Here is a 21,504-nt window from a genome sequence, read left to right as displayed (position 1 = left end):
TCGTGAGCAATTTAGAGAATACGACAACTGCATTAAGCCTTTTAGAACTAGCAACAGCAGAGGCTAAAAAGATTTTTGAAAACTACCCCGAACTGGAAGAGGTTTACATCACTTCCGACATGCAAGGGTTTAAGGAATTGGAAAAAGCGGAAAATCAAGCCGCTTATCTGAAAAATAAAAAAGTGCATCACTTTAAGAGAAAAGATTTCAGACAGAAAATCTTTGTTTCAGAAGCGGACATACAAACCGAAGACCAAGCGGGCGAAGAAACTAAAGCCGAAGATGATGAGAGAGCCGAGCTAATGGCTAAATATGAAGCCAAGCACGGAAAGAAAGCCCCGCATAATATCGGGCTTGGAAAATTAAGAGCTTCGGTTGAAGACTAATTTAAAAATCATTTAAAAAACCATTAAAAACTAATAACATGGCAGAAAAAGCATTATACAGTCTTAAAACTATCAAAATTGGGGAGGTCGTAAACAAAACAACAATGCCACAGGACAATGCCCTTACGGCGTTTAAAACTTACAGGGATAGTTTTGAGATGACAGAAGAAGAAGGTTCTTTGTCTGAAGAATTTTGCGACCAAAGCGATGAGCCTATCGTTGTATTTCAAGAAAAAGGAAAGCGAGATATAAAAGTAAGTACCTACGATTATACGGCTGAATTTATCAAATCTGTAAAGGGCGGTACTGTATTATCAGGCGAGTGGAAAGAGGGCGACAATACGCCAATATTTAAGGCTTTACAGATAGAAGCGGACACTGGACATTTAATTAAATGCCCTAAAGTGCAAGTATTTGCAAGGCTTAATATTAAACTTAAGAAAAAAGAGCTGGCTTTATTGGAAATTACCTTTAGACCGCTTGCAAAAATAAGTATAAAAGAGCCTGCATAATGGAGCAACTAACAGAAATAAAAGCAGCTAAACTATTATTAAAAAGGGGCGTGGAGTTAATGCTCCCCGCTCCTTTTTTTCTTAGGCTGTTTGGCAAAAAGCAAATCAAACTAACGCTAAAAACGCCCACTTTGCAAAGTCAGTTGGCTATATCAGAAGCGTTTTTGCAAACAGGTATTTTCCTCAAAGAAGACGAAATTTCTATGCAAAAAGCGTTGGAAATTCTATCCAATCACGGCGTACGCATCACGGAAATCGTGGCAATGGCTATCCGAAACGAAACCAAAATAAACTGGAAAGTTCGCTGGCTGGCTAAGCGATTAAGAAAAAACATAAACACAGAGGAAATGTCCTATTTATTTAGTCTTTTGGTGGCATTTAGCGGTGTGCAGGATTTTACAAATACTATCAGGTTGATACAGGAGACGAGGATAACGAAACCCATGAACCTGAGTCCGACGGAGAAAACGAGTTAAAAAGCGATAGCTTTCATAGCGTTTTTGGGTTTGTAGGCTATTGTTGCCACAAACTACACATGAGTAAAAAGGAAGTCCTGCAAAGCACTTTTGCCGAATTAAATATGATGCTGACTGATGCTCCAAAAGTCCAATACAAAAAGAAAGAGCCTAAGAAATTGAATAACATTAACGAACTCGCCGAGTGGCTGGGAGCGGAAGAAATAGAAACAGAATAACTATGAGCGATTTAGAACCTATCAAGTTAGATTTTACCGTGAATAATAGTACCGTCTTTGAAGAATTTGCAAAGATGGTTAAGGCGGCTCAGGAGCAAACGAAAAGTGTGGACAATGCTCAAGCTAAATTCAAGGAGTATATCAATACTCAACTATCCGCTTCTGGGGCATTATCAAAAAATGCAGAGCTCACAGATGCTCAAACGAAAGCCCTCCAACGCCACGCTGAAACGATAGTCTATTTGAGAGGTGAAGTCGCTAATACTTTTGACCCTACGCGGTTAGGTATTTATTATTATGAACTGCAACAAGCCCAGCAGGCGATTAAAGGCATTTTAGAATCGGCAAATAATAAAGCGGCGTTGATAGACACTGCCGAAATGGAAAAAGCTAACCAAAAACTCCAAGAAGCAGGTCGATTATTAGACCAAATTTCGGATAAAACATTCACGCCCTCATTTGCTTCTCCCGAAGAGTTGGAAGTGCTTAGTACGGAAATCAACAACGCTAACGACGAGTTGGAAAAATTGGGCGTGGTCATTGACTTTATTTCAGCGAAAATGGGAACCATGGACAGCGGTTCTCAGGCGTTCAAAGATTTAGAGAAAGACATCCAAACAGCAAACCAAATGCTGGGTAGACTGCCACCGTTTTACGACACAGCAGGCAACAGCATCGACCAAATGACCGATTCTCTCAAAGAGTTTCAAAATCAACTCAACGGCGAAACTGACCCCGAAAAAATAAAAATTCTCAATCAAAATATTGAAAATTTAGAAACCAGCATCAAAAAACTGAAAAATGCAGGAAAAGAGGGCTTTGATGACTTCGGTAACAAGTTAGAGGAAAACAAAGAAAAGACGGTCAATCTCCAAACGGAGCTGGCAAACTTGGTGCAGTCTATGGCTCGCCTCCGCATGGCCGGACAGCAGAATTCGGCGGAATATGCGACCTTAAGAAACAGAGCTGTAGAAGTCCGAGCTGCCATTGCCTCGACAAACCAAGAAATCAATGCCTCAGCCTCTTCGACAAGTGGTTTAGACACTTTGATAAGGGCAACCTCCGCCGTGGCATCGGGATACTCCTTAGCCCAAAGCGCCTCCGCATTGTTCGGCGCCGAAAACGATGCCGTGGAACAAAGCATCATGAAAATCACGGCCGCCATGTCTGCTTTGCAGGCGTTGCAGCAGATCCAGTCGGAAATGAAAAAAGCCGACAGCATTGCGACCATGGCGCAAACGAAAGCCCAAGGGCTTTATGCCGCCGTTGTAGGGACAAGCTCCGGCGCGCTCAAATTATTCCGAATAGCCCTTGCTTCTACCGGCATCGGCCTTATCGTCATTCTTTTGGCCTCTTTGATCGCCAACTGGGACAAAGTGACGGCGAGCATCAAAAATTCTTTTCCGGCGTTGGATGGCTTTGGCGATAAAATAGACAAGATGAAATCCTACCTATTTGGCTTTCTGCGGGCTTATTTGTCGCTTTACGAAACGGTATTCAACACCTTAATGAAGCTCTTAAACGCAGACTTCAAAGGCGCGTTCAAAGAAGCGACGAATGTGGGTAATAATTTCATCAATGCCGGGAAAAAGGGCTTCGATGAATCCGAAAGAGCTAATGCCGAAAACAAAAGAAACGAACAACTGGAAAAAGAAAATGCCAAACTGGAAAAACGCATCGAAATTTTAGAGGCGGCCGGAAACAAAAAAGCAGCGAACAAGCTGCAAGAAAAAATTTTCGCTAATAAGGCGGAAATGTACAAAAAAGACACCGAAAAATTCAAAGAAAACGAACACCAAAAAAAGGTCTTTCAGGCACGCGTCCAAAAAGAACAGGCGGACGAATCGAAAAGAATAGCCGAAAAACGCCAACGCGAAGCGGAAGCGGCAGCAAAAAAAGCGAAGCAACAAGCCGAAAAACGCCAACGCGAAGCGGAAGCGGCAGCAAAAAAAGCGAAGCAACAAGCCGAAAAAGAGGCCGCCGCGAGAAAGTCAGCCATCGAAGCGATTGATAAAGCGGAGCGGGAATATCAAAAAGGTCGAATGAATGAAGCGGAGAAGGCTCTTGCGGACATCGAGGACAAGTATGCCAAGTTAAGGGAGGATGGGAAAAAAGCGAAAATTTCACCCAAAGAAATGATGCGCATCGACCTACTGGAAGTGGCTGAAAAAGCCTCCGCCACCGAAAAACAAAAGAACGATAAGTTCTTCAAAGAACTGGAAGAAAAAAAAGAAATGTTCGCCGCTTATGAAGCGTTCAAAACAGCCGTCGGAAAAGAAGAGGCCGAGCATCGTTACCGAGCCCAAATGGACGAGTTTGAGAATTACGGCGCTCTCATTGAAGCGGAAATTGAAAAATTAAAAGCCCTCGGCGATGGTCTTTCTCCGGAGCAAAAGCAAAAGTTGGAGAAGCTCAACACCGAAAAAAGCAACTACGAAAAAGACCAAAACAAAGAAGCGGAGAAAAAATACATCGACACGTACAACGCGCTTATTACTTTGGACGAAAAAAGAAAGGCGATTGAAACCCGTTATCAGCAAGATCGAGCGCAGCTCCATCTCATCGCGGATGAAAAAATAAGAGCGGCCAAGCTGGCCGAGCTCGAATTTCAAAAAAAGGCCGCCTTGGATGCGGTGAATAGTGAGGCCTATGAGAGGGAGACAGTGATGGAAAGGCTTTCGCAAAGTCTGATAGGCATCACGAGGCGGGAGTTGAAATCCCGAATCGAATCGCTCGAAGAATACCGCGCCGCGGCCGGGGACAATATGGATGAGCAACAAAAGGCTTTTATTGACGGCGAAATAGCCAAAGCAAAGGCCGTCATGGCCTCCACGGATGTCGGCGTTGAGGAAAAAGTGCTTTTGAAAGAAAAGGAGGAACTCCTAAAAAGAATCACCGAAAAGCAAGCCAAGGGCGTGAGTAATGTTTCGGAAGAAATGGAAGCCCTCGATGCGGTCAATATGAGATTACGGGATATTCTCGCGAAAAAATTCGCAAGGGTGTCGGAAGTAGCCGGGCAATTGGGTGGGGCTTTTTCGGAGCTTGGAGGGGCGTTGAAAGAATACGACGAAGGGCTTGGCGACACGGTGGAAACCATGGGCGAGCTTCTCAATGTCGCGAGTGAGGTGGCCGGCGCCGCAGCGTCGTTTGCCTCGGGCGATATTGTGGGGGGAATCACCAAGACCATCAAGGCCGTTGTTTCGGTATTTTCCATCGGTGCCAAAGCACGAGAGAGTGAAAGAAAAGCCCAGGAGGAAATTAAAAAATATCACGATGAGATTTTCCAGGCGCAGATCAATTACAATGCCGAGCTCCGAAAGCGAATCATCGAAGAGGCCCGTCTGAATGACTTGTACAAGTCGAGGGTTACGAATATTCGCGAAGAAATGGAAGCCCACCGAAAAAACATGGCGCAGGTGAAAAAGGATCAGGAGGACGTTTTCCGGCGGTTGATGAACGCCGACACCGTGATAGGAATGAAGACCGAAAGATACGGCGGCTTCTTAGGTATTGGCCGAAAAACGCGAGCCGTGGAACAAAAGGCGTCCGTTGCCGAAGCCCTCGGCATGGGTAAGTGGATAGAAAAGGAAATTGCCAATTTCCGAGGCATTCCCCTAAAAGTGAGGGTGTTTGAGCCCGACGAGGTTGAAATGACCGACGAGGTATTCAAACGCCTCGAAGAACTCAATGCCGAAAAGCCACTAACCGGTGATGCCAAAGCGGCCTACGAGCAATTGAAAAAATTGCGGGAAGAATATGGCTCCATTGAGCAAGCCCAAAGGGAGCTGGACAATCAACTTCGGGAGGCCATTTCGGGAACGACGGCCAACAGCCTTGCGGATAGCATAAAAAAAGGCATAGCCGAAGGAAAAAAGAGCTTTGCAGACTTCGCCGACGACATCGAAGGTTTCCTTCGTAATGCGGTGTTGGCAGGCTTGGAAACAGATATTTTTAAAGAAAAGACCCAAAAACTCCACGAAGCCCTTGCGGAAATGATGGCCGACGGGGTCATCACTGCCGAAGAGAGGGAGCAGTTCAATCAACTTTACATGGCGATCGTGGAAGAAAGCCGCCAAAAAGTTGAAATGCTAAACCAAGCCGGCATCGGCGTCATCCAGCAGCAGGAACATATAAACAGCCTGCAAGGAGCAATCAAGGGAGCCTCGGAGGAAAGTATTGGCATTTTGACCGGACACATGGCCGGGCTTCGGCTTCATGTCATTGAGATCGTCAAGATGATGAAGTCCAACGGAACCGATGGATTAGAAAAGCTGTCCAAGCTCATCCAAATCCAACAACAAATCGAAAGAAACACGCGAAAAACAGCGGAAAACACGGAAAAGTTGCACGACATCGACGACAACATCCAAAAAGTAGAAAAAACAATAAGCTCGCAATACAACGACTTGAAAGCATCCGGATTAATCTAAAAATATGGAATTTAAAGACCGATTGAACGACCTACTACTCTCCGATATTGGCACGGTAATAATGACCGGAACGGAGGAACTGCTCGCTTTTCCCGAGAGGAAAGAAGTGCTGGAAAACGACTGGCCTGAAGAAAACGGCTCGGAGTACGACCTTTCCGAGCCTAAATTCAAGGACAAGGAAGTAACCCTGAAAATGGGAATCCTCGCCGATAATGACGGGCTATTTTGGGATTACCACGGCGACTTGTTCAACGAGCTGAAAAAGCCGGGGCTTTTATCTCTGTACATTTCTGACCATGAAGAAACCTATAAAGTATTTTATAAGAAATCGAGCAATTTTAAAAAGGTTTTAAAACGCCTTAAAAACGTCCAAAAAGTCTTCGTGAAATTTGATCTAACATTAAAAGTGATAAGCCGTGTTTAGAATTGAAAGAAATAAAACAATAGTAGCTGAAATAAAATCGAAAGGCTCCGTTACCGAAAAATTATTTGGTGAGGAGACCGTTACAATGGATTTCACGCTGCCTAACTTCGTGCTTTTCCGCATAGGCGATGCCGTGGAGGTTTATGGCAAAACTTATTACATCTCACAGGAGCCTGTGGTTAATAAAAAAAGCTCGCGGGAGTATGTTTACAACTTAGTTTTCAATGGCGAAAAATACCGCCTCGCTGAAGCTCAATATTTTTTCTATGATGAAAACAATGAACTTAATGTCTCGGAATTTTCTATCACGGCAACCGCTCAAAAAATGATAGAGCTTTTAGTGGCTAATGCCAACCGAACGCAAACAGGCTGGAGCGTTGGGAATATAGATAGCACCGAAACTAAAACAATAGATTTCAGCGATTATAATTGCCTCGCCGCTCTTACCCGTATAGCGGAGGATTTTGGTTTGGAGTTTTGGGTGGATGAGGACAAATCTATTCATTTAGAAGAAAGAAAAAAGGTGTCTGGTTACACTTTGGAATATGGCAAAAGCAAAGGGCTGAAAGGTATTACCCGAAATCCTTACACAGAGAGTAGCTTAGTTACTCGTCTGTATGCGCGAGGCTCTTCCCGAAATATCCCAAAGAACTATCGCAATGGGCAAAAGTTCTTGCGTATGCCAGTGCCTTTTTTGGAGAAAAACACCGATAAATACGGTGTTATAGAACATACACAACCCTTTGAGGATATTTACCCAAAGCGTGTAGGTACTGTTACACAAGTCTATGCAGATAATCCTTTAAAATTCTCGGATAGCACTTTAGATTTTGATTTAAACGAGTACAACGAATATGGAAACACCATACTACAAAAAGGTATATCGGCAAAAGTTATCTTTCAAACGGGCGATTTGGCGGGTTACACGTTGGAAGTTCGGGAGTATGGCTTTGATAGTGCGACCAAAACCTTCACGCTTCTAAAAAACGACGCTGAAAAGAGCTTTGAAATTCCGTCCGACACCTTCAGGCCGCAAGTGGGCGATAAGTATATTATTGTCGATATAGCCATGCCAAAGGCTTATGTGGATAAGGCAGAGGCGGAGCTCCAAGCTGCTGCACAAGACTATTTGGATAAAAATAGTGAGCAGCGATTCATCTATGCCGTAGAACCCGATCCTATTTATCTGAAAAAAATAAATTTCAATTTGAAGCTGGGGCATACGGTGAGATTCAAAGACTTGGACTTTGGATTAGACGATGATATTAGAATCATTAGTATCACTCGAAACCTCAACGATCCTTACGATGTTAGTTTTGAAATCGCAGAACAGGCAACCATTACGCAGATTGTCCGTAACTACATCGAAAAAGAAAAAGTGCTCTCCGGCCTTCGCAAGGAGCAGAAACACAACGCCCAAATGGCTCGCCGTTCGTGGCTATTTGCAGAAGAAATCAAAAACAATGTGTTTGATAATGAGGGCTATTTTGATGCTCAAAAGATAAAGCCTTTGAGTATTGAAACGGGGATGCTTTCGGTGGGTTCCCGGATGCAGCAGTTTTCGCTTCCGGATGTTGCGCTAAGTTTGTCCGAAGACGGTAAGAGACTTCGGAACACAGCAGGGCAAATGGTACATCTAACGATAGACCCGAACGCCCCGAGGATTTGGAATTTAGCAGAAAATACGACGGCTCAGTTTAGCGACAATTTCAATTTTATTTATGTCAAGGCGGACAAAATAGGTGCTAATGCAACCTTAGTCGTAACCGAACAAAAAATAATGTTCGACAGTGATCCGATATTTTACTTTTTTCTTGCGGGCTCGGTGTCTTCGGCAATAGATGGCATTCGTCGAATTAAAACCTCACACGGCTATACGCAAGTCAGCCCCGGAGAGATCACCACCGGAAGAATAGCCAGCCCAAACGGTAGCAATTACATAGACCTGAAACAAGACGGCATCGAAATAAACGCCAAAGTAACCTTTGCGGGCAATAGTCCTGCCATACAGCAAGCGGTAGATGCGGTGAGTGTGGGAGGTCGGAATCTGGTAAGAGAATCTAACGTTTTTCTAAGTGGTGCACCGGCAGATGGGATAATCGCCAACATTACTTCGGAAGGGTATTTGAGGGTTGCCAGCTCGCTTCCAAACGGCAATTGGCATACAAGCTGGTTTTCAAGAATAGACGAAATAGAGGAGCAAATGACAGAAGGTGAAGCCTTCACTATTACCTTTTGGGTGAAAAGGTTGAGTGGTCATGGTAAGCCCACTATTTACCTGAAAGATGGAATGGGTTACTTTCATCTAAATGGCGAATTAAACAACTCCGAATTCAAGCCCCTAAGCTATACAGGAACTTGGAAAAAAGCCAAATCATTACGCCCTCATTTAGGTTGGGCACCTGCAAATGGAGAATTTATCATTAAATGTTGGAAAATTGAAAAAGGTAATAAAGCCACTGACTGGACACCTGCTCCGGAAGATATACAGCAAGAGATAATGTCGGTAAAGTCAAAAGCCGACCAAATAGATAATCTCGGCACAATGGCGTGGCAGAACTCCGTGGAAAAAGCGATGTTGGGAGACACTATTGTGCAAGGCGGTTACATTAAAACGGAGCTTTTGAACGCCTCGGCAATAGTGAGTAATGGTGGAGGGGCGACAACTGCCCAACTTAATAATGCCATCAACAACATCATTGTTGGGGGGCGGAATTTGGTTTTGGATTCTGACAGGGAAATTTCGGAGGGACATTTGGATTTTAGGTACAGTTTCGAGAATGACCTTAAGAAATTGAGAGGGAAAACCGTCACTGTATCTGTGGATGTAGAAATCGAAGGCGCTACAGGAGGGAGGATAGGTTTTGAGCCTTCGCTCGTGTTTGCAGACGGGTCTTCGATTTGGATCAGCTGCTGGAAGTACGTGGGCACGAATGAGAACTATCGAGGAAGAATATCTGAAACGGTTGAAATCCCCGATAAAGAAATTGTGGCAGTATACCAGCGGGGGATTTATGTCCAGACGAGTGGGCATTTGACGAAAGTAGGCCGTCCCAAATTTGAATTTGGCAACAAAGCAACCGACTGGACACCTGCGCTTGAAGATGTAGAAGCGCAGTTTGCCAACCTTCAACAAGGGATGAACAATATTCAAACCTCTTTGTCTGATGTGAAGACCAAGACCGATAACTTCGCTTCTATTCAAGGCGGGTTGATGATGGCTAACTTGATGTCAGTCGGAAGCAACCAAGCTAATCAAAACGCTTTTATTAGTGGTATTACCGACGAGGGGGCAATGAGCGTGAGGTTTGGAGCAGGAGCTAATTATGCCAATAAAAGCACGGCGCCGTTCCGGGTGTTGGATAACGGAAAAATGTTCGCCGAAGACGCGGTTATTTCAGGGGAAGTGAACGCGAGAGGCGGAAGCATCGGCGATTGGCGGATTTCAGATTCGGTGCTTTGGGCTTCCGACGGAAATGGAAACGACCCATTCGCTCCCTTTTCTAGCTACGCCTTCTTTTCTCCTTCCCAATTTCTCATCCGAAAAAATGGCGACACGAGAGGCGACACGAAGGAGGTGCTGATGGGAATAACCCACAGCATTGCTTCCGGGACAGAAGGAGCTTCGGCAGCAATAAAAAGCACCATTAAAAAAACACCCTTCGATCTCGACAAACATAATGTGGCCCTGCGGCTTGAAGCGAAGAACGGAGTAGAAAATACGGCTTTAGAGGTTGTTTCTGGTGACGTCAGAATAGGAGAAGGGAACCTGATAATGGGTGAGAAATCCGAGGTGTTTGTTGGCGGGGAAAAAGGGTTTACTGGGAGGGTCAGATTAAGCGTGGGTAGTAGAAATGCATTCGGGACGGTTGATTTTTGGGATCAGTATTTGATATTCAAAAATGGAATGCTAATAAGGATATAATAAAACAAATAAAATAGCTATGGAAACGAAAAAATTACAAAAAGTGAACGAAAGAGTGGCCACGACGCTAATGGAAATCATTGGAGAGAAGGCGATTTATTATCAGTATGAAACCGATTACAACACTAAATCGCCTCAGACGATTAATTTTAGCACTCAGCTGAAAGATGGGAAGACCTTATCAGGTTCTTACTCTAAAGGAGGAGGGCTGTCATTAAATGGAACGGGCGTAAATAGTGTGGAAGATTTACAGGTAGTCAATACCGCCTTTTCCACTATCTTAGAAATCATCAACGGGTATGAAGTTGAAAAAGAAGTTTCAGAAGAAGAAGTAAAAGATGGTGGTAGTCAATAAATATTTAGTACCGAAAGGTTACACCGCGATGGCGGTGTTTCCTTTCATCTTTCTGAAGAAGAAAGAATATAAAAACAACAAGTATCTCCTAAACCACGAGAAAATACATCTAAGACAGCAATTAGAATTATTGATTTTACTGAACTTGCAAACACCAAGAGGCAAAAAGATAGAAGGAGCAGAACGAGAAGCTGTTTGTGATATACTTAAAAAAGCTGACGAACGAGGTTTTGTAGATTGGATAAGCCTATCTAGTTCCCTTAAGTTTTCTATGAATTACGGAACTAAGTTGAAGGATTTTACAGAAGACACGCTATACAACAGCATCAGAAAAAGTAACTATGAGACTGCAAGCGATTACCTCACAGGTATAGAGGTGGTTTCAGAGGATTACAAATGCTTATTTGCAAAGTGGAAAGATAATGCTAATGTGGTCTTCTTAGTAGACCCACCGTATCTAAGCACAGATACCGCCACCTATAAAAATGAAGACTACTGGCACCTAACGGATTATTTGGAAGTGCTGGAGACCTTGCAGGGTGCTAATTACTTCTACTTTACGAGTAATAAATCACAGATTGTGGAGCTCTGCCAGTGGTTAGAGACCCGCACAGCCGAGAACGCCAACCCATTCAAGGGAGCAACCTGCACCGCAGTGAACAACCAAATTACTAGTAAATCTAGCTATATAGATTTGATGTATCACTATAAAAAAGGGGCTGAATAAGCCCTCTTTTTGTGTCAAAAAATGTACATTTCAAACTAAATTTTTGTATATTTCGTTTTGCCGATTATAAAAACCCCAAAAACAACCCTTTACGAAAAAGCAAACGGCTACGAAAACTTTACCTCCCAAACCCCCATTGATAGTAGCAGCATCTTTGCCATAGGCTCAGTCAGCAAACAATTCACCGCGGTTCTCATCCTACTGCTTCAAGAGGAAAAAAAACTAAAAATCACTGACCCTGCCGCACTTTATTTACCCCAACTAAAAACCACAGAATACCAACAACTCACCATAGAACAACTCCTAAACCATACTTCCGGGCTGAACGACTTCGGCGAGCGCCTGCTCTTCAAAAGCGGAACCGATTACAACTACTCCAACAAAGGTTATTTCTTCTTAGGAAAAATCATCGAGAAAGCCAGCGGAAAAACCTACGAGCAAAATTTAAAAAACTTGTTTGAAAAAGCAGGCCTGCGGACTTCGTTCTTTCCCGAAAACCTCCCCCAAAACGCCCGTTTTGCCAGCGCACATACCGGTACAACCGAGCTCCCCTCTCCCGTAAATCAAATGCCCCTGCGACTGGCTTCCCCAAACATATCCACCCCAGCCGGCGGACTTCTCTCCACCACCGAAGATCTGCATCGTTGGAACAAAGCTCTATTCGGGGGAAAAATCATTAATTCCGAATCGCTGAAAGCAATGACTTCCATCACGGCTTCCAGAAACCATTATATTTTAGGAAACGTAGGGTACGGCTATGGCATCATGATAAACCCCGACCCCGAAAGCCCGAAAGCCTATTTTCATACCGGCTACGTCAAAGGTTCGCCTTCCCTGCTGATCTACTACCCCGAATCGCAAACCTCTGTGGTTGTTCTTTCCAACATCGCCGACGAAACCAAAGCCAAAGATGCCTTTTTTCTCCCTCACAAAGAAGTAAAAAGAGCCGCTGATTTAGCCGAAAAAACAGCCTCTCTAACTCGGAAAGAAAAGCTAATCCCTTAATCAAAACTCCCCCAGCCTAGTTCTCCCAACAGAAAAATAAACTAAATTTGCCAAGTGGAAACAGAAAAAATCATCATGGGCATCGACCCCGGAACCACCGTCATGGGCTTCGGAATCATCGCCGTAAAAAAAAACAAAATAACCTTAACCGCCATTCATGAGCTCATCCTCGGCAAACTTCCTAACCACGAAACCAAACTAAAACACATCTTTGAACGAACCCTCTCCCTAATCGACGAATACCACCCCGACGAAGTGGCCTTAGAGGCTCCTTTTTTCGGTAAAAACGTTCAATCCATGCTTAAATTGGGAAGAGCCCAAGGCGTTGCCATGGCCGCCTCACTGCACCGCGACATTCCGATTACCGAATACTCTCCAAAAAAAGTAAAAATGGCCATCACCGGAAACGGAAACGCCAGCAAAGAACAAGTGGCCGGTATGCTGAAGCACCTCCTGAATCTCAAAACATTTCCCACCAAACACCTCGACGCCTCCGACGGACTGGCCGTAGCCGTCTGCCATCATTTTAATTCCAGCACAATGGCCAAAGAAAAAAATTACTCCGGATGGGAAAGTTTCATCAAACAAAACCCCGACCGCATCAAATAAAAACGCCCCGCACGAAGCGAGGCATTCAATTTATAGCGCTCTAAACCCTTTGAATGTCGGCACCTATAGCCCTCAAACGACCGTCGATGTTCTCATAACCGCGATCAATCTGCTCAATATTATGAATCACGGATTTACCCTCCGCCGATAATGCCGCAATAAGCAAAGCATTACCCGCCCGAATATCCGGAGAGGTCATGGTCGTCCCCCGCAAAGGAAATTCATGGTTAAGCCCAACCACCGTGGCTCTGTGCGGATCACACAAAATAATCTGAGCCCCCATGTCAATAAGTTTGTCCACAAAAAACAAACGCGATTCAAACATCTTCTGATGAATCAATACCGTTCCTTTCGCCTGAGTTGCCACCACCAAAACAATGGATAGTAAATCCGGCGTAAATCCCGGCCAAGGCGCATCCGAAACCGTAAGAATAGACCCATCGATAAACTTCTGAATCTTATAAGTCTCTTGTGAAGGGATGTAAATATCGTCCCCGCTCTGTTCCAACGCAATCCCTAATTTTCTGAACGTACTAGGAATAACCCCAAGCTGATTCCAATGCACGTCCTTAATTGTAATTTCGGATTTAGTCATCGCTGCCAACCCAATCCAAGATCCGATTTCCACCATGTCGGGAAGCATCGTATGCTCCGTCCCATGCAGGTGCGTCACCCCTTCTATCGTCAGCAAATTAGAACCAATCCCCGAAATGTTGGCCCCCATACGATTCAGCATTTTACACAACTGCTGGAGATAAGGTTCGCAAGCCGCATTGTAGATCCGCGTTTTGCCTTTCGCCAACACAGCAGCCATAATCACATTGGCCGTTCCCGTTACGGAAGCCTCCTCCAAAAGAATAAATTTCCCGCGAAGTTCCTTAGCCTTCAGCGTATAATACGATTCGATTTCGTCATAATGAAATTCTGCACCCAGCTCCACAAACCCCTGAAAATGGGTATCTAAACGACGACGGCCAATCTTATCCCCTCCAGGAGTAGGCATATAAGCCTCACCAAACCTCGCCAACATCGGCCCCAAAAGCATAATCGAGCCCCGAAGACGAGCCCCGTCTTTTTTAAATTCTTTGGATTTGATATAATCAAAGTTTACTTTATCCGCCTTAAACGTATAGTCGCCTTTTCCGTTTTTGGTAATCGCCACACCAAAATCACCCAAAATTTCAATCAAACGATTGACATCGTGGATATCCGGGATATTTTTAATCCGAACCTCTTCTCCCGTCAAAAGCACCGCACACAAAATTTGCAACGCCTCATTTTTTGCCCCCTGAGGAGTAATCTCCCCCTGAAGTCTACGCCCTCCCCTAATCTGAAATGTGCTACTCATAACTACCTTCTGTTTTTATTTTGCTGGTTTTTATACCGGTGATTATTATTCCTGTTATTTTGATATTTCTGGTTTTTATTACGGTTGTTATGAGTCGTATAATAGATTTTGCTCTTCTCCAGCGTCTCAATTCCCATAAGATCCAAACGATTGTTGGAAAGCTCCTTTAAATGACGGAAAATAACATCGTCCGTCACATGTTCCTTATTGTAAATATTATAAGATTTCTTCATGTTGTTGGCAATGACCCCTATAAGAGCCTCCTTCTCTTCGCTCTCTTCCTGCTCGATCGCCATGTCGATAAGTTGCAAAATACTCTTCCCGTAAAACTTATAATCCCCCTGAAGAGCCGGATAATCCATCCGCTTCGGCCGTTCCGCCATTTCTTCCCTCGTAGGAAAAGCATAAGGCGAATCCACATCCAAATCGTAATCTGCCAAAATATAAAGATGATCCCAAAGTTTATGTTTATAATTCTCCTCATCCCTCAACTGCGGATTGCGCTGCCCCATAAAATCCACAATAGCCATCGCCATTTCATTGCGCTCCTCTTTGGTGGGAAGTTCCTTGCACCGCTCCACCAACTGCTGTATAATCCGGCCGTATTCCGGCATTTGGAGTCTTGTTCTTGATGTATTATATTCCATGGTTGCAAATATAGTCATTTCATTATTCCAAATTCAATACTTTAAAAGGCATTCGCCCCCTATTACCAATAAAAAAATCCGGACTGAGCCGAATTTTCATTCTTTCACGTTATCTAAGAATCGCTCCCGCTCCTCAGGCGAGAGATTGAGGCAAATGGTGCTGCCCAAAGATTTTCGCCGCTCCGCTATCCGATCGTAAAGCCAATCGCCCACCATTACGGGAAAAACATTAAGTCTGGAAAGCAAAGCATAACGCCCTCCCAGCAACAAAGCTATTTTGGATACCGCCTGAGATTTTTTCAAATAGAAGGCTTTAGGTTTCCATAAATAAAGTGTATCCAAATGGTTCATCTCCAGCCCCCGTTCTTTCAAAAACGAACGACCAAAGTCCGATTGCAGCGAAGCAAAGCGAAAAACAGCTTTTCGATCGTGCTTCAATATCCAACGAACCCAGCGATTGCAAAATCCACAATCTCCGTCATAGAACACATAATACTTGGATTCCTCCACCATCTCCCAGCGCGATTAATCTTCGTCCGAATCGTGATCCTCTCCAGAAACGGAACCTTCCGCCCCCGCAACCTGATGGCTGGCCGCCTTGAAATACTGAACCATCTCCGCCTTCTGAGCCTCCGTTAGTTTGGCTTCGGGATGCGCCAAAACATAAGAATCCATCGGCATGGCTCCTTTCTTCACAAGCTCCGCCGCTTCATCCAGTTTTCCGGCTTGACGCTTCGCATCGTACGTCGCAAAAGTGGAAAAGTTAAGTTTACGACGCCCCTCATCAATATGATTTTTCAAAAACCAAGCCACCGGCTGGATGTTACTGTACCAAGGGTACTTGGTTTCGTTACTATGACAGTCGTAACAAGCATTGCGAATATTATCCGCCACCCCCTTCGGCGTGTTTTTTATGGCAAGAAAATCCATCCCCTGATCCACGGGAGGATTAGTTTTGTCGATTCTGAAAAATTGGATGAACACAAAGGCTACCAAAAGGCCAATAAAGAGTTTTTTCATGGGTCGTAAAATTTGAATTAATATCGTGTTTTTTTAATCACTTTCCCTTTAAAGTGCAAAAATCACGCCGAAAAAAACTATTTTCATCGAAACAAAAGCCCTCCTTCCCTCTTTTCAAGTTCCACCACCTGAAAAAGAAATCCTTCAAATTAATCGAAAAAAACTTAACTTTGCGAAAATTTTGGGCTCGGATCGTCCGGGTAACCCATTAATAATCATTATCATCTTTCAGCCGCAACACAGGCAAGGTGATTATTAAACAAATTTTATGAGCAATATTGTCGCTATCGTAGGACGTCCCAACGTAGGAAAGTCCACCTTGTTCAACCGTTTACTCGAACGTAGAGAAGCCATTGTGGATTCCACCGCGGGTGTAACCCGAGACCGCCATTACGGCAAATCCGACTGGAATGGCGTGGATTTTACCGTCATCGACACCGGAGGATACGAAGTCAGCACCGATGACATCTTCCAAGAGGAAATCACCAAACAAGTCGAACTCGCCGTTGATGAAGCCACCTCCATCATTTTTATGATGAACGTGGAAGAGGGACTAACCGACACCGATCGTGAAATTCACAAAATGCTTCGGCGTTCCAACAAGCCAGTATACATCGTCGTCAATAAAGTGGATTCTTCCAAAGAAGAACTCGCCGCTACCGAATTCTATCAGTTGGGCATCGAAAAATACTACACCCTTTCTTCTGCCACTGGATCCGGTACCGGAGAACTTTTGGACGACATCATCCGCGATTTTCCGACCACCGACTACAAAGATCCTTTCGAAGGACTGCCAAGAATAACCATCGCCGGACGTCCCAACGTGGGAAAATCCACACTAACCAACGCTCTGTTGGATGTGGAACGAAATATCGTAACCAATATCGCAGGAACCACAAGAGATTCCATCGAAACCCTGTACAATAAATTCGGACACGAATTCGTCCTGGTTGACACCGCCGGGATTCGCCGAAAAGCCAAAGTAAAAGAAGATCTGGAATTTTACTCCGTTATGCGTTCGGTAAGAGCCATTGAGCATTCTGACGTAGTCATCATCATGGTCGACGCCACCCAAGGCTGGGAAAGCCAAGACATGAACATCTTCGGCATCGCCCAAAAAAACAGAAAAGGCATTGTTATTTTGGTCAACAAATGGGATTTGGTCGAAAAAGAAACCAATACCATGAGAGATTTCGAGCGCTCCATTAAGGAAAAAATCGGCCAGTTTAACGACATCCCCATCCTCTTTATTTCGGCACTGACCAAACAAAGAATTCTAAAAGCCGTGGAAACCGCCATGGAGGTTTACGAAAACCGTAAGAAAAAAATAAAAACCTCCAAACTAAACGAAATCATGCTGCCCATTTTCGAAAATACCCCTCCACCTGCCCTAAAAGGCAAATACATCAAAATCAAATACTGCGTACAACTGCCCACTCCAAGCCCGCAGTTCGTCTTCTTCTGCAACCTTCCGCAGTACGTAAAGGAGCCGTACAAACGATTTACCGAAAACCAATTAAGAAAAGAATTCGGATTCACAGGGGTGCCCATCGAAGTCTATTTCCGTCAGAAATAAAAACCTAACATCAACTAAATTTTAAATCATTATGGTAACGATTCTCTCCGATCAATTCTCCTTGGTCAATTCATGGATCAACGACCTGCGCAATACCAAAGTCCAACAGGACCGAATGAAGTTCCGCCGAAACATGGAACGCATCGGTGAAATTGCCGCCTTTGAAATTTCAAAAGGCCTAGAGCAAAAAGAAATGGAAATCACCACACCGCTGGACCTCATCAAAGTAAAAGAAATTGCCGTACAACCCGTTATTACAACCATATTAAGGGCCGGCGTTCCTCTTTTCCAAGGACTGCTAAACTATTTCGACAAAGCCGACTGCGGTTTTGTCGCCGCCTATCGGAAACACGACGCCAATGATTATTTCTCCATCAAACAAGATTATCTAACCTGCCCCAACATCGATGCCCGTCCGCTTATCGTAGCCGACCCCATGCTCGCCACGGGAGCCAGCTTGGTGGAAGCCCTAAAAGATCTTTTAAACCACGGCACCCCCTCGCAACTGCACATCGTGGCAGCCATTGCATCGAAACAAGGCGTCGAAACCGTGCAAAAAGCCTATCCCGACGCTCATATTTGGATTGGTGCCGTAGACGAAAAACTTACTCCGAAAGGTTACATAACCCCAGGATTAGGCGACGCCGGCGATTTATCCTACGGAGAAAAATTACAACGTTAAACCTAAAAAACTGCCCCAAAAAGGCAGTTTTTTTTATTTTCATCCAAATAAATTATTCATCCACGGCCATAACCAAAACCCCAATCGAATGCTCCCCCGATTTCAAAAGCTCCCATGCGGCTGAAGCCATCGTATGCCCCGTAGTATACACATCATCAATAAGCAGGATTTTTTTTGGCGATCCCAAAGGTCTATTCAACGAAAAAGGATGCTGACTTAGTAACCCTTCCCTTTCTTTACGGTCTTTTTGGGCTTGTGCTTTTTTATAAAAATTACGCCTCAGCACCTCTCCGTCATGCTGTACCCCCAAATGTTCCGCCAACGTTTCGGCAAAAAGATGCAGCTGATTATACCCTCTCTTCTTTTCCTTTCGGGGATGCAACGGAATACTCACCAATAAATCGTACTCTTTCAATTCGTCCGCCCAACGCTCCAAAACCCATTCCGCCAAAACACGCCCCACCTTCTCCCGTCCCCCATACTTCAACTGATGTATCATCTTCTGACTGAGATTTCCCGGCTCAAACTTCATCAAACCATAAGCCTTCCTTACAGGAAAGGCCATTCTGCATCTCTTTTCCAACCCATCATCCACCCCTTCCACGCCATGAATAAACCCAATCGAAGGCAAACAAAGATTGCAAACCAACGCTTCTGACCCAATAATCCGAGAACACCCCAAACAACGATTAGGAAAAAGAAAATCTAAAATCATCATAGAAAAATGGCAGGTTAAATTACCTGCCTCAATATACAAAAAATCATGGATTCGTTGAAAAAAAACTATCTTACGACAATGGTTTTCTCCTTGGATGAATCCCAACGGTACTCGAACCTAAGCTGCTTTTTATCCGCATCATACGAAAAAGGAATACTCCGCAAACCAATTCGCACCCTTTTAGGCACAAAATCCAAATGATGCAAAACCAATTCCAAGTGTTTCCGTTCCGCCGAATAAGCCCCTCCCAATTCATTTTCCAACTCAATCCGCAGACGTTTCCCTTTCCGCTCCAGCTCGATTTCCATTTTCTCATATGCCCCGCTTTCCCGGGCGGACGCCGACACACCGTCGTCATTATAAATCTCCGTCTCGGAAGCCTTCACCTTTTCATCCAAATAAAAATGCAACACCAACTCCCGCCCCGTGTAGGCTTTGGTCGACTGCATCGGCTTAGCCATAGGAATAATCGCCCCTCCCCGAACAAAAGTCGGAATTCCGTCCTCCCGAAGGTTCACCGTGTGGTAATCTCCACCTTCGTAAACTTTCCCACTGTAATAATCGTACCAACGATTCCCTTTAGGAAAATAAACCCGTTGCGTAGTCTCTCCGCTTTTCAAAACCGGAGAAACCAAAAAATCATCCCCCCAAAGATAAGCCTCCGAATAAGCATAAAGCATCGGATTCTCGGGCTCTTCAAAGAAAAGCGGCCGCATCAGCGGAAGCCCCTTCCTGTGATTCCGATAAACCAAATTGTAATTGTACGGCAACAAAGCATAGCGAAGCTCTATCGCTTTTTTAGCCAATGCCTTGGCTTTGGCACTACGAAACACCGCCTCACTCGGAGCCTTCTCGCCCGTATGCGGACGATAGATAGGCTGAAAGACCCCATACTGCAACCATCGGGTATAAAGTTCGTCATCCTCCTGATCTCCAGCAAACCCGCCCAAATCACTACTCATATAAGCAATCCCCTGAAGCCCCATCTGCAAGGAGATTTCCGGCTGGCTGCTAAGTCCGCCCCAGTTTTTTCCCACATCGCCCGACCACGGCACAATCCCATAACGCTGCGACCCAGAATACCCCGCCCGCATCAAAATAAAAGGACGCTGATCAGCCTGATATTCCTTAAAGCTCTCAAAAACCAATTTGGCCCAATCATGCCCGTAAATGTTATGCACCTGATCGGCCGTTCCCGTTTCATGTCTCAAAAACGACGGATGCGCTTCCGGTTCGCCCAAATCGCCCCAAATCCCCGTCACGCCTTTAGCCAACATCCCTTTATAAATCGTCTTAAACCATGCATTAGCTTCGGGACGGTAAATATCAATAAGCCCCCCTTTACCGAAGTAAAAATCAAAAACCCCAGGATGCCCAAGCGAATCTTTAGCCAAAACGCCGCGATCCAACGCCTCCTGCCATCGTTCGGAAGTCTGCAAAACAAAAGGTTCGGTAATAAGAACCGTTTCCGTATCCATCGCTCGAAGTTCAGCAATCATTTTTTCGGGATCGGGAAACGTTTCCTTATCAAAAGCCAAATTCCCAAGCGTCCCTTGGATACTCTTCCCAAACCAATACAAATCCAATATCACCGCATCCACAGGAATCGACTGCGCACGAAAAGCCTTAATCACCTCCAAAGTCTCCGCCTGAGAACGGTAACCGAAACGGCTGGAAAAATTACCCAAAGCCCAACGTGGAAGCATCGGCTGACGCCCCGTGAGCGCCGTATAGTTTTCGAGCATTTTCGCCCAAGTTTTTCCCGTCACCACTTGGTAAACCTTTCGCCCCGAAATCGTCTCGTAAGACAACGTCTGATCGCCACGGCTATCCAAATCCAAATACCCAATCGGCGCATTATCAAAATGAAGCAGGTACTTCTTACTGGAAACCACTACCGGCATAGTGTAATTAAGCAATTCACTATGCGCCCCATAGCCATAATGTGCCCGATTGTAAAGTTCAAAACGATGCCCTCTCCGATTCATCCCCACAGCTCGAGCCCCCGCTCCATAAAGCACTTCGTCCGGTGTCAGGTTGAATTCTATCGTTTCCAAATCCTTTTTCTGATAACCGCCCTTTTCGGAAATCAAAAATACCCCGCCATCGTAGTAAGAAATCTGAAATGGGTTTTTATCAATCATTATCGCAAGGGTTTTCCCTTCAATCCTAATACGCTCGGCATCCTGTTCCACACGAACCAGAACGTCCTCCGGCTTCATCACCACAGCATGGGAAGCCTCCTGAAAAACCTCACCGCTAGGCACAAACGCCGTTTCCACAATAGCGTCAGAATAAAACTTAAACAAATAACGCCCGTCATTGGTTTCCAAAACCCAACCGCCAGCCCCCTCGGAAAACGAAACAAACCGACGTTCCGGATTTTGAGCCCCAAACAGAACAAAGCTCAACACAAAAACAACAAATGCTAATTTCTTCATCAAAA

19 protein-coding genes are annotated in these 21,504 nt (G+C 44.7%); 13 read left to right on the top strand and 6 right to left on the bottom strand.

Going from position 1 to position 21,504, the window contains the following annotated elements; all coding sequences use genetic code 11:
• Positions 1-2: 2 nt before the first annotated feature.
• The 11 genes from VQ048_RS01155 to ruvC are packed head-to-tail and all read left to right on the top strand — an operon-like array spanning position 3 to position 13,067.
• Positions 3-386 carry a hypothetical protein gene (locus VQ048_RS01155; RefSeq protein ID WP_327609846.1) on the top strand — a complete coding sequence of 128 codons (384 nt, stop codon included), beginning with the start codon at positions 3-5 and terminating at the stop codon, positions 384-386.
• A gap of 38 nt (positions 387-424) precedes the next feature.
• On the top strand, positions 425-898 hold the full coding sequence (locus VQ048_RS01150; protein ID WP_327609845.1) for a hypothetical protein: 474 nt from the start codon (positions 425-427) through the stop codon (positions 896-898).
• Positions 898-1,374, top strand: a complete 477-nt coding sequence (locus VQ048_RS01145) for a hypothetical protein (RefSeq protein WP_262988006.1) — start codon at positions 898-900, stop codon at positions 1,372-1,374. The genes VQ048_RS01150 and VQ048_RS01145 overlap by 1 nt, the downstream gene beginning before the upstream one ends.
• 59 nt (positions 1,375-1,433) lie before the next feature.
• On the top strand, positions 1,434-1,592 hold the full coding sequence (locus tag VQ048_RS01140) for a hypothetical protein (RefSeq protein WP_327609844.1): 159 nt from the start codon (positions 1,434-1,436) through the stop codon (positions 1,590-1,592).
• Positions 1,593-1,594: 2 nt separating this feature from the next.
• Positions 1,595-6,022: a hypothetical protein gene (locus VQ048_RS01135; protein ID WP_327609843.1), complete on the top strand. Its 4,428-nt coding sequence runs from the start codon at positions 1,595-1,597 to the stop codon at positions 6,020-6,022.
• Between the two features lie 4 nt (positions 6,023-6,026).
• Positions 6,027-6,446 (top strand): hypothetical protein, encoded by a 420-nt coding sequence (locus VQ048_RS01130; RefSeq protein ID WP_327609842.1) that lies wholly within the window; start codon positions 6,027-6,029, stop codon positions 6,444-6,446.
• Positions 6,439-10,371: a phage tail family protein gene (locus VQ048_RS01125; RefSeq protein WP_327609841.1), complete on the top strand. Its 3,933-nt coding sequence runs from the start codon at positions 6,439-6,441 to the stop codon at positions 10,369-10,371. The genes VQ048_RS01130 and VQ048_RS01125 overlap by 8 nt, the downstream gene beginning before the upstream one ends.
• A gap of 19 nt (positions 10,372-10,390) precedes the next feature.
• Complete coding sequence (locus tag VQ048_RS01120) at positions 10,391-10,726, top strand: hypothetical protein (RefSeq protein ID WP_327609840.1); 336 nt, start codon at positions 10,391-10,393, stop codon at positions 10,724-10,726.
• Positions 10,710-11,453: a DNA adenine methylase gene (locus VQ048_RS01115; RefSeq protein ID WP_327609926.1), complete on the top strand. Its 744-nt coding sequence runs from the start codon at positions 10,710-10,712 to the stop codon at positions 11,451-11,453. The genes VQ048_RS01120 and VQ048_RS01115 overlap by 17 nt, the downstream gene beginning before the upstream one ends.
• A gap of 57 nt (positions 11,454-11,510) precedes the next feature.
• On the top strand, positions 11,511-12,458 hold the full coding sequence (locus tag VQ048_RS01110) for a serine hydrolase domain-containing protein (RefSeq protein WP_327609839.1): 948 nt from the start codon (positions 11,511-11,513) through the stop codon (positions 12,456-12,458).
• Positions 12,459-12,512: 54 nt separating this feature from the next.
• A complete protein-coding gene (gene ruvC / locus VQ048_RS01105) occupies positions 12,513-13,067 on the top strand; it encodes a crossover junction endodeoxyribonuclease RuvC (RefSeq protein ID WP_327609838.1) in 555 nt (184 codons plus the stop codon).
• Between the two features lie 40 nt (positions 13,068-13,107).
• On the opposite strand, the gene murA is transcribed toward ruvC, so the two are convergent.
• From murA to VQ048_RS01085, 4 genes are all read right to left on the bottom strand, one after another.
• The gene (gene murA / locus VQ048_RS01100; RefSeq protein ID WP_327609837.1) at positions 13,108-14,415 is read right to left on the bottom strand and encodes a UDP-N-acetylglucosamine 1-carboxyvinyltransferase; all 1,308 of its coding nucleotides are present in this window, start codon (positions 14,413-14,415) and stop codon (positions 13,108-13,110) included.
• A 2-nt stretch (positions 14,416-14,417) separates the two neighbouring features.
• Positions 14,418-15,062 (bottom strand): DUF4290 domain-containing protein, encoded by a 645-nt coding sequence (locus tag VQ048_RS01095; RefSeq protein ID WP_327609922.1) that lies wholly within the window; start codon positions 15,060-15,062, stop codon positions 14,418-14,420.
• Between the two features lie 96 nt (positions 15,063-15,158).
• Positions 15,159-15,575, bottom strand: a complete 417-nt coding sequence (locus VQ048_RS01090; RefSeq protein WP_327609836.1) for a thiol-disulfide oxidoreductase DCC family protein — start codon at positions 15,573-15,575, stop codon at positions 15,159-15,161.
• Positions 15,576-15,587: 12 nt separating this feature from the next.
• A complete protein-coding gene (locus VQ048_RS01085) occupies positions 15,588-16,082 on the bottom strand; it encodes a heme-binding domain-containing protein (RefSeq protein WP_327609835.1) in 495 nt (164 codons plus the stop codon).
• A gap of 268 nt (positions 16,083-16,350) precedes the next feature.
• On the opposite strand from VQ048_RS01085, the gene der reads away from it, so the two are divergent.
• Positions 16,351-17,658, top strand: coding sequence for a ribosome biogenesis GTPase Der (gene der, locus VQ048_RS01080; protein WP_327609834.1), 1,308 nt, complete (start codon positions 16,351-16,353; stop codon positions 17,656-17,658).
• A gap of 31 nt (positions 17,659-17,689) precedes the next feature.
• Entirely contained in the window at positions 17,690-18,340 is a 651-nt protein-coding gene (gene upp, locus VQ048_RS01075) for a uracil phosphoribosyltransferase (RefSeq protein WP_327609833.1), read from the top strand.
• A gap of 52 nt (positions 18,341-18,392) precedes the next feature.
• Here upp and VQ048_RS01070 read toward each other — a convergent pair whose 3' ends face one another.
• Both VQ048_RS01070 and VQ048_RS01065 read right to left on the bottom strand, forming a co-directional pair.
• Positions 18,393-19,058: a ComF family protein gene (locus tag VQ048_RS01070; protein WP_327609832.1), complete on the bottom strand. Its 666-nt coding sequence runs from the start codon at positions 19,056-19,058 to the stop codon at positions 18,393-18,395.
• Between the two features lie 65 nt (positions 19,059-19,123).
• Entirely contained in the window at positions 19,124-21,499 is a 2,376-nt protein-coding gene (locus tag VQ048_RS01065) for a glycoside hydrolase family 31 protein (protein WP_327609831.1), read from the bottom strand.
• Between the last annotated feature and the right edge of the window lie 5 nt (positions 21,500-21,504).

This window comes from Bergeyella anatis (assembly GCF_036016955.1).
GTDB lineage: Bacteria > Bacteroidota > Bacteroidia > Flavobacteriales > Weeksellaceae > JAYWXI01.
The sequence above is the reverse complement of the archived record's forward strand: the minus strand, read 5'-3'. Positions and strand labels throughout refer to the sequence as shown.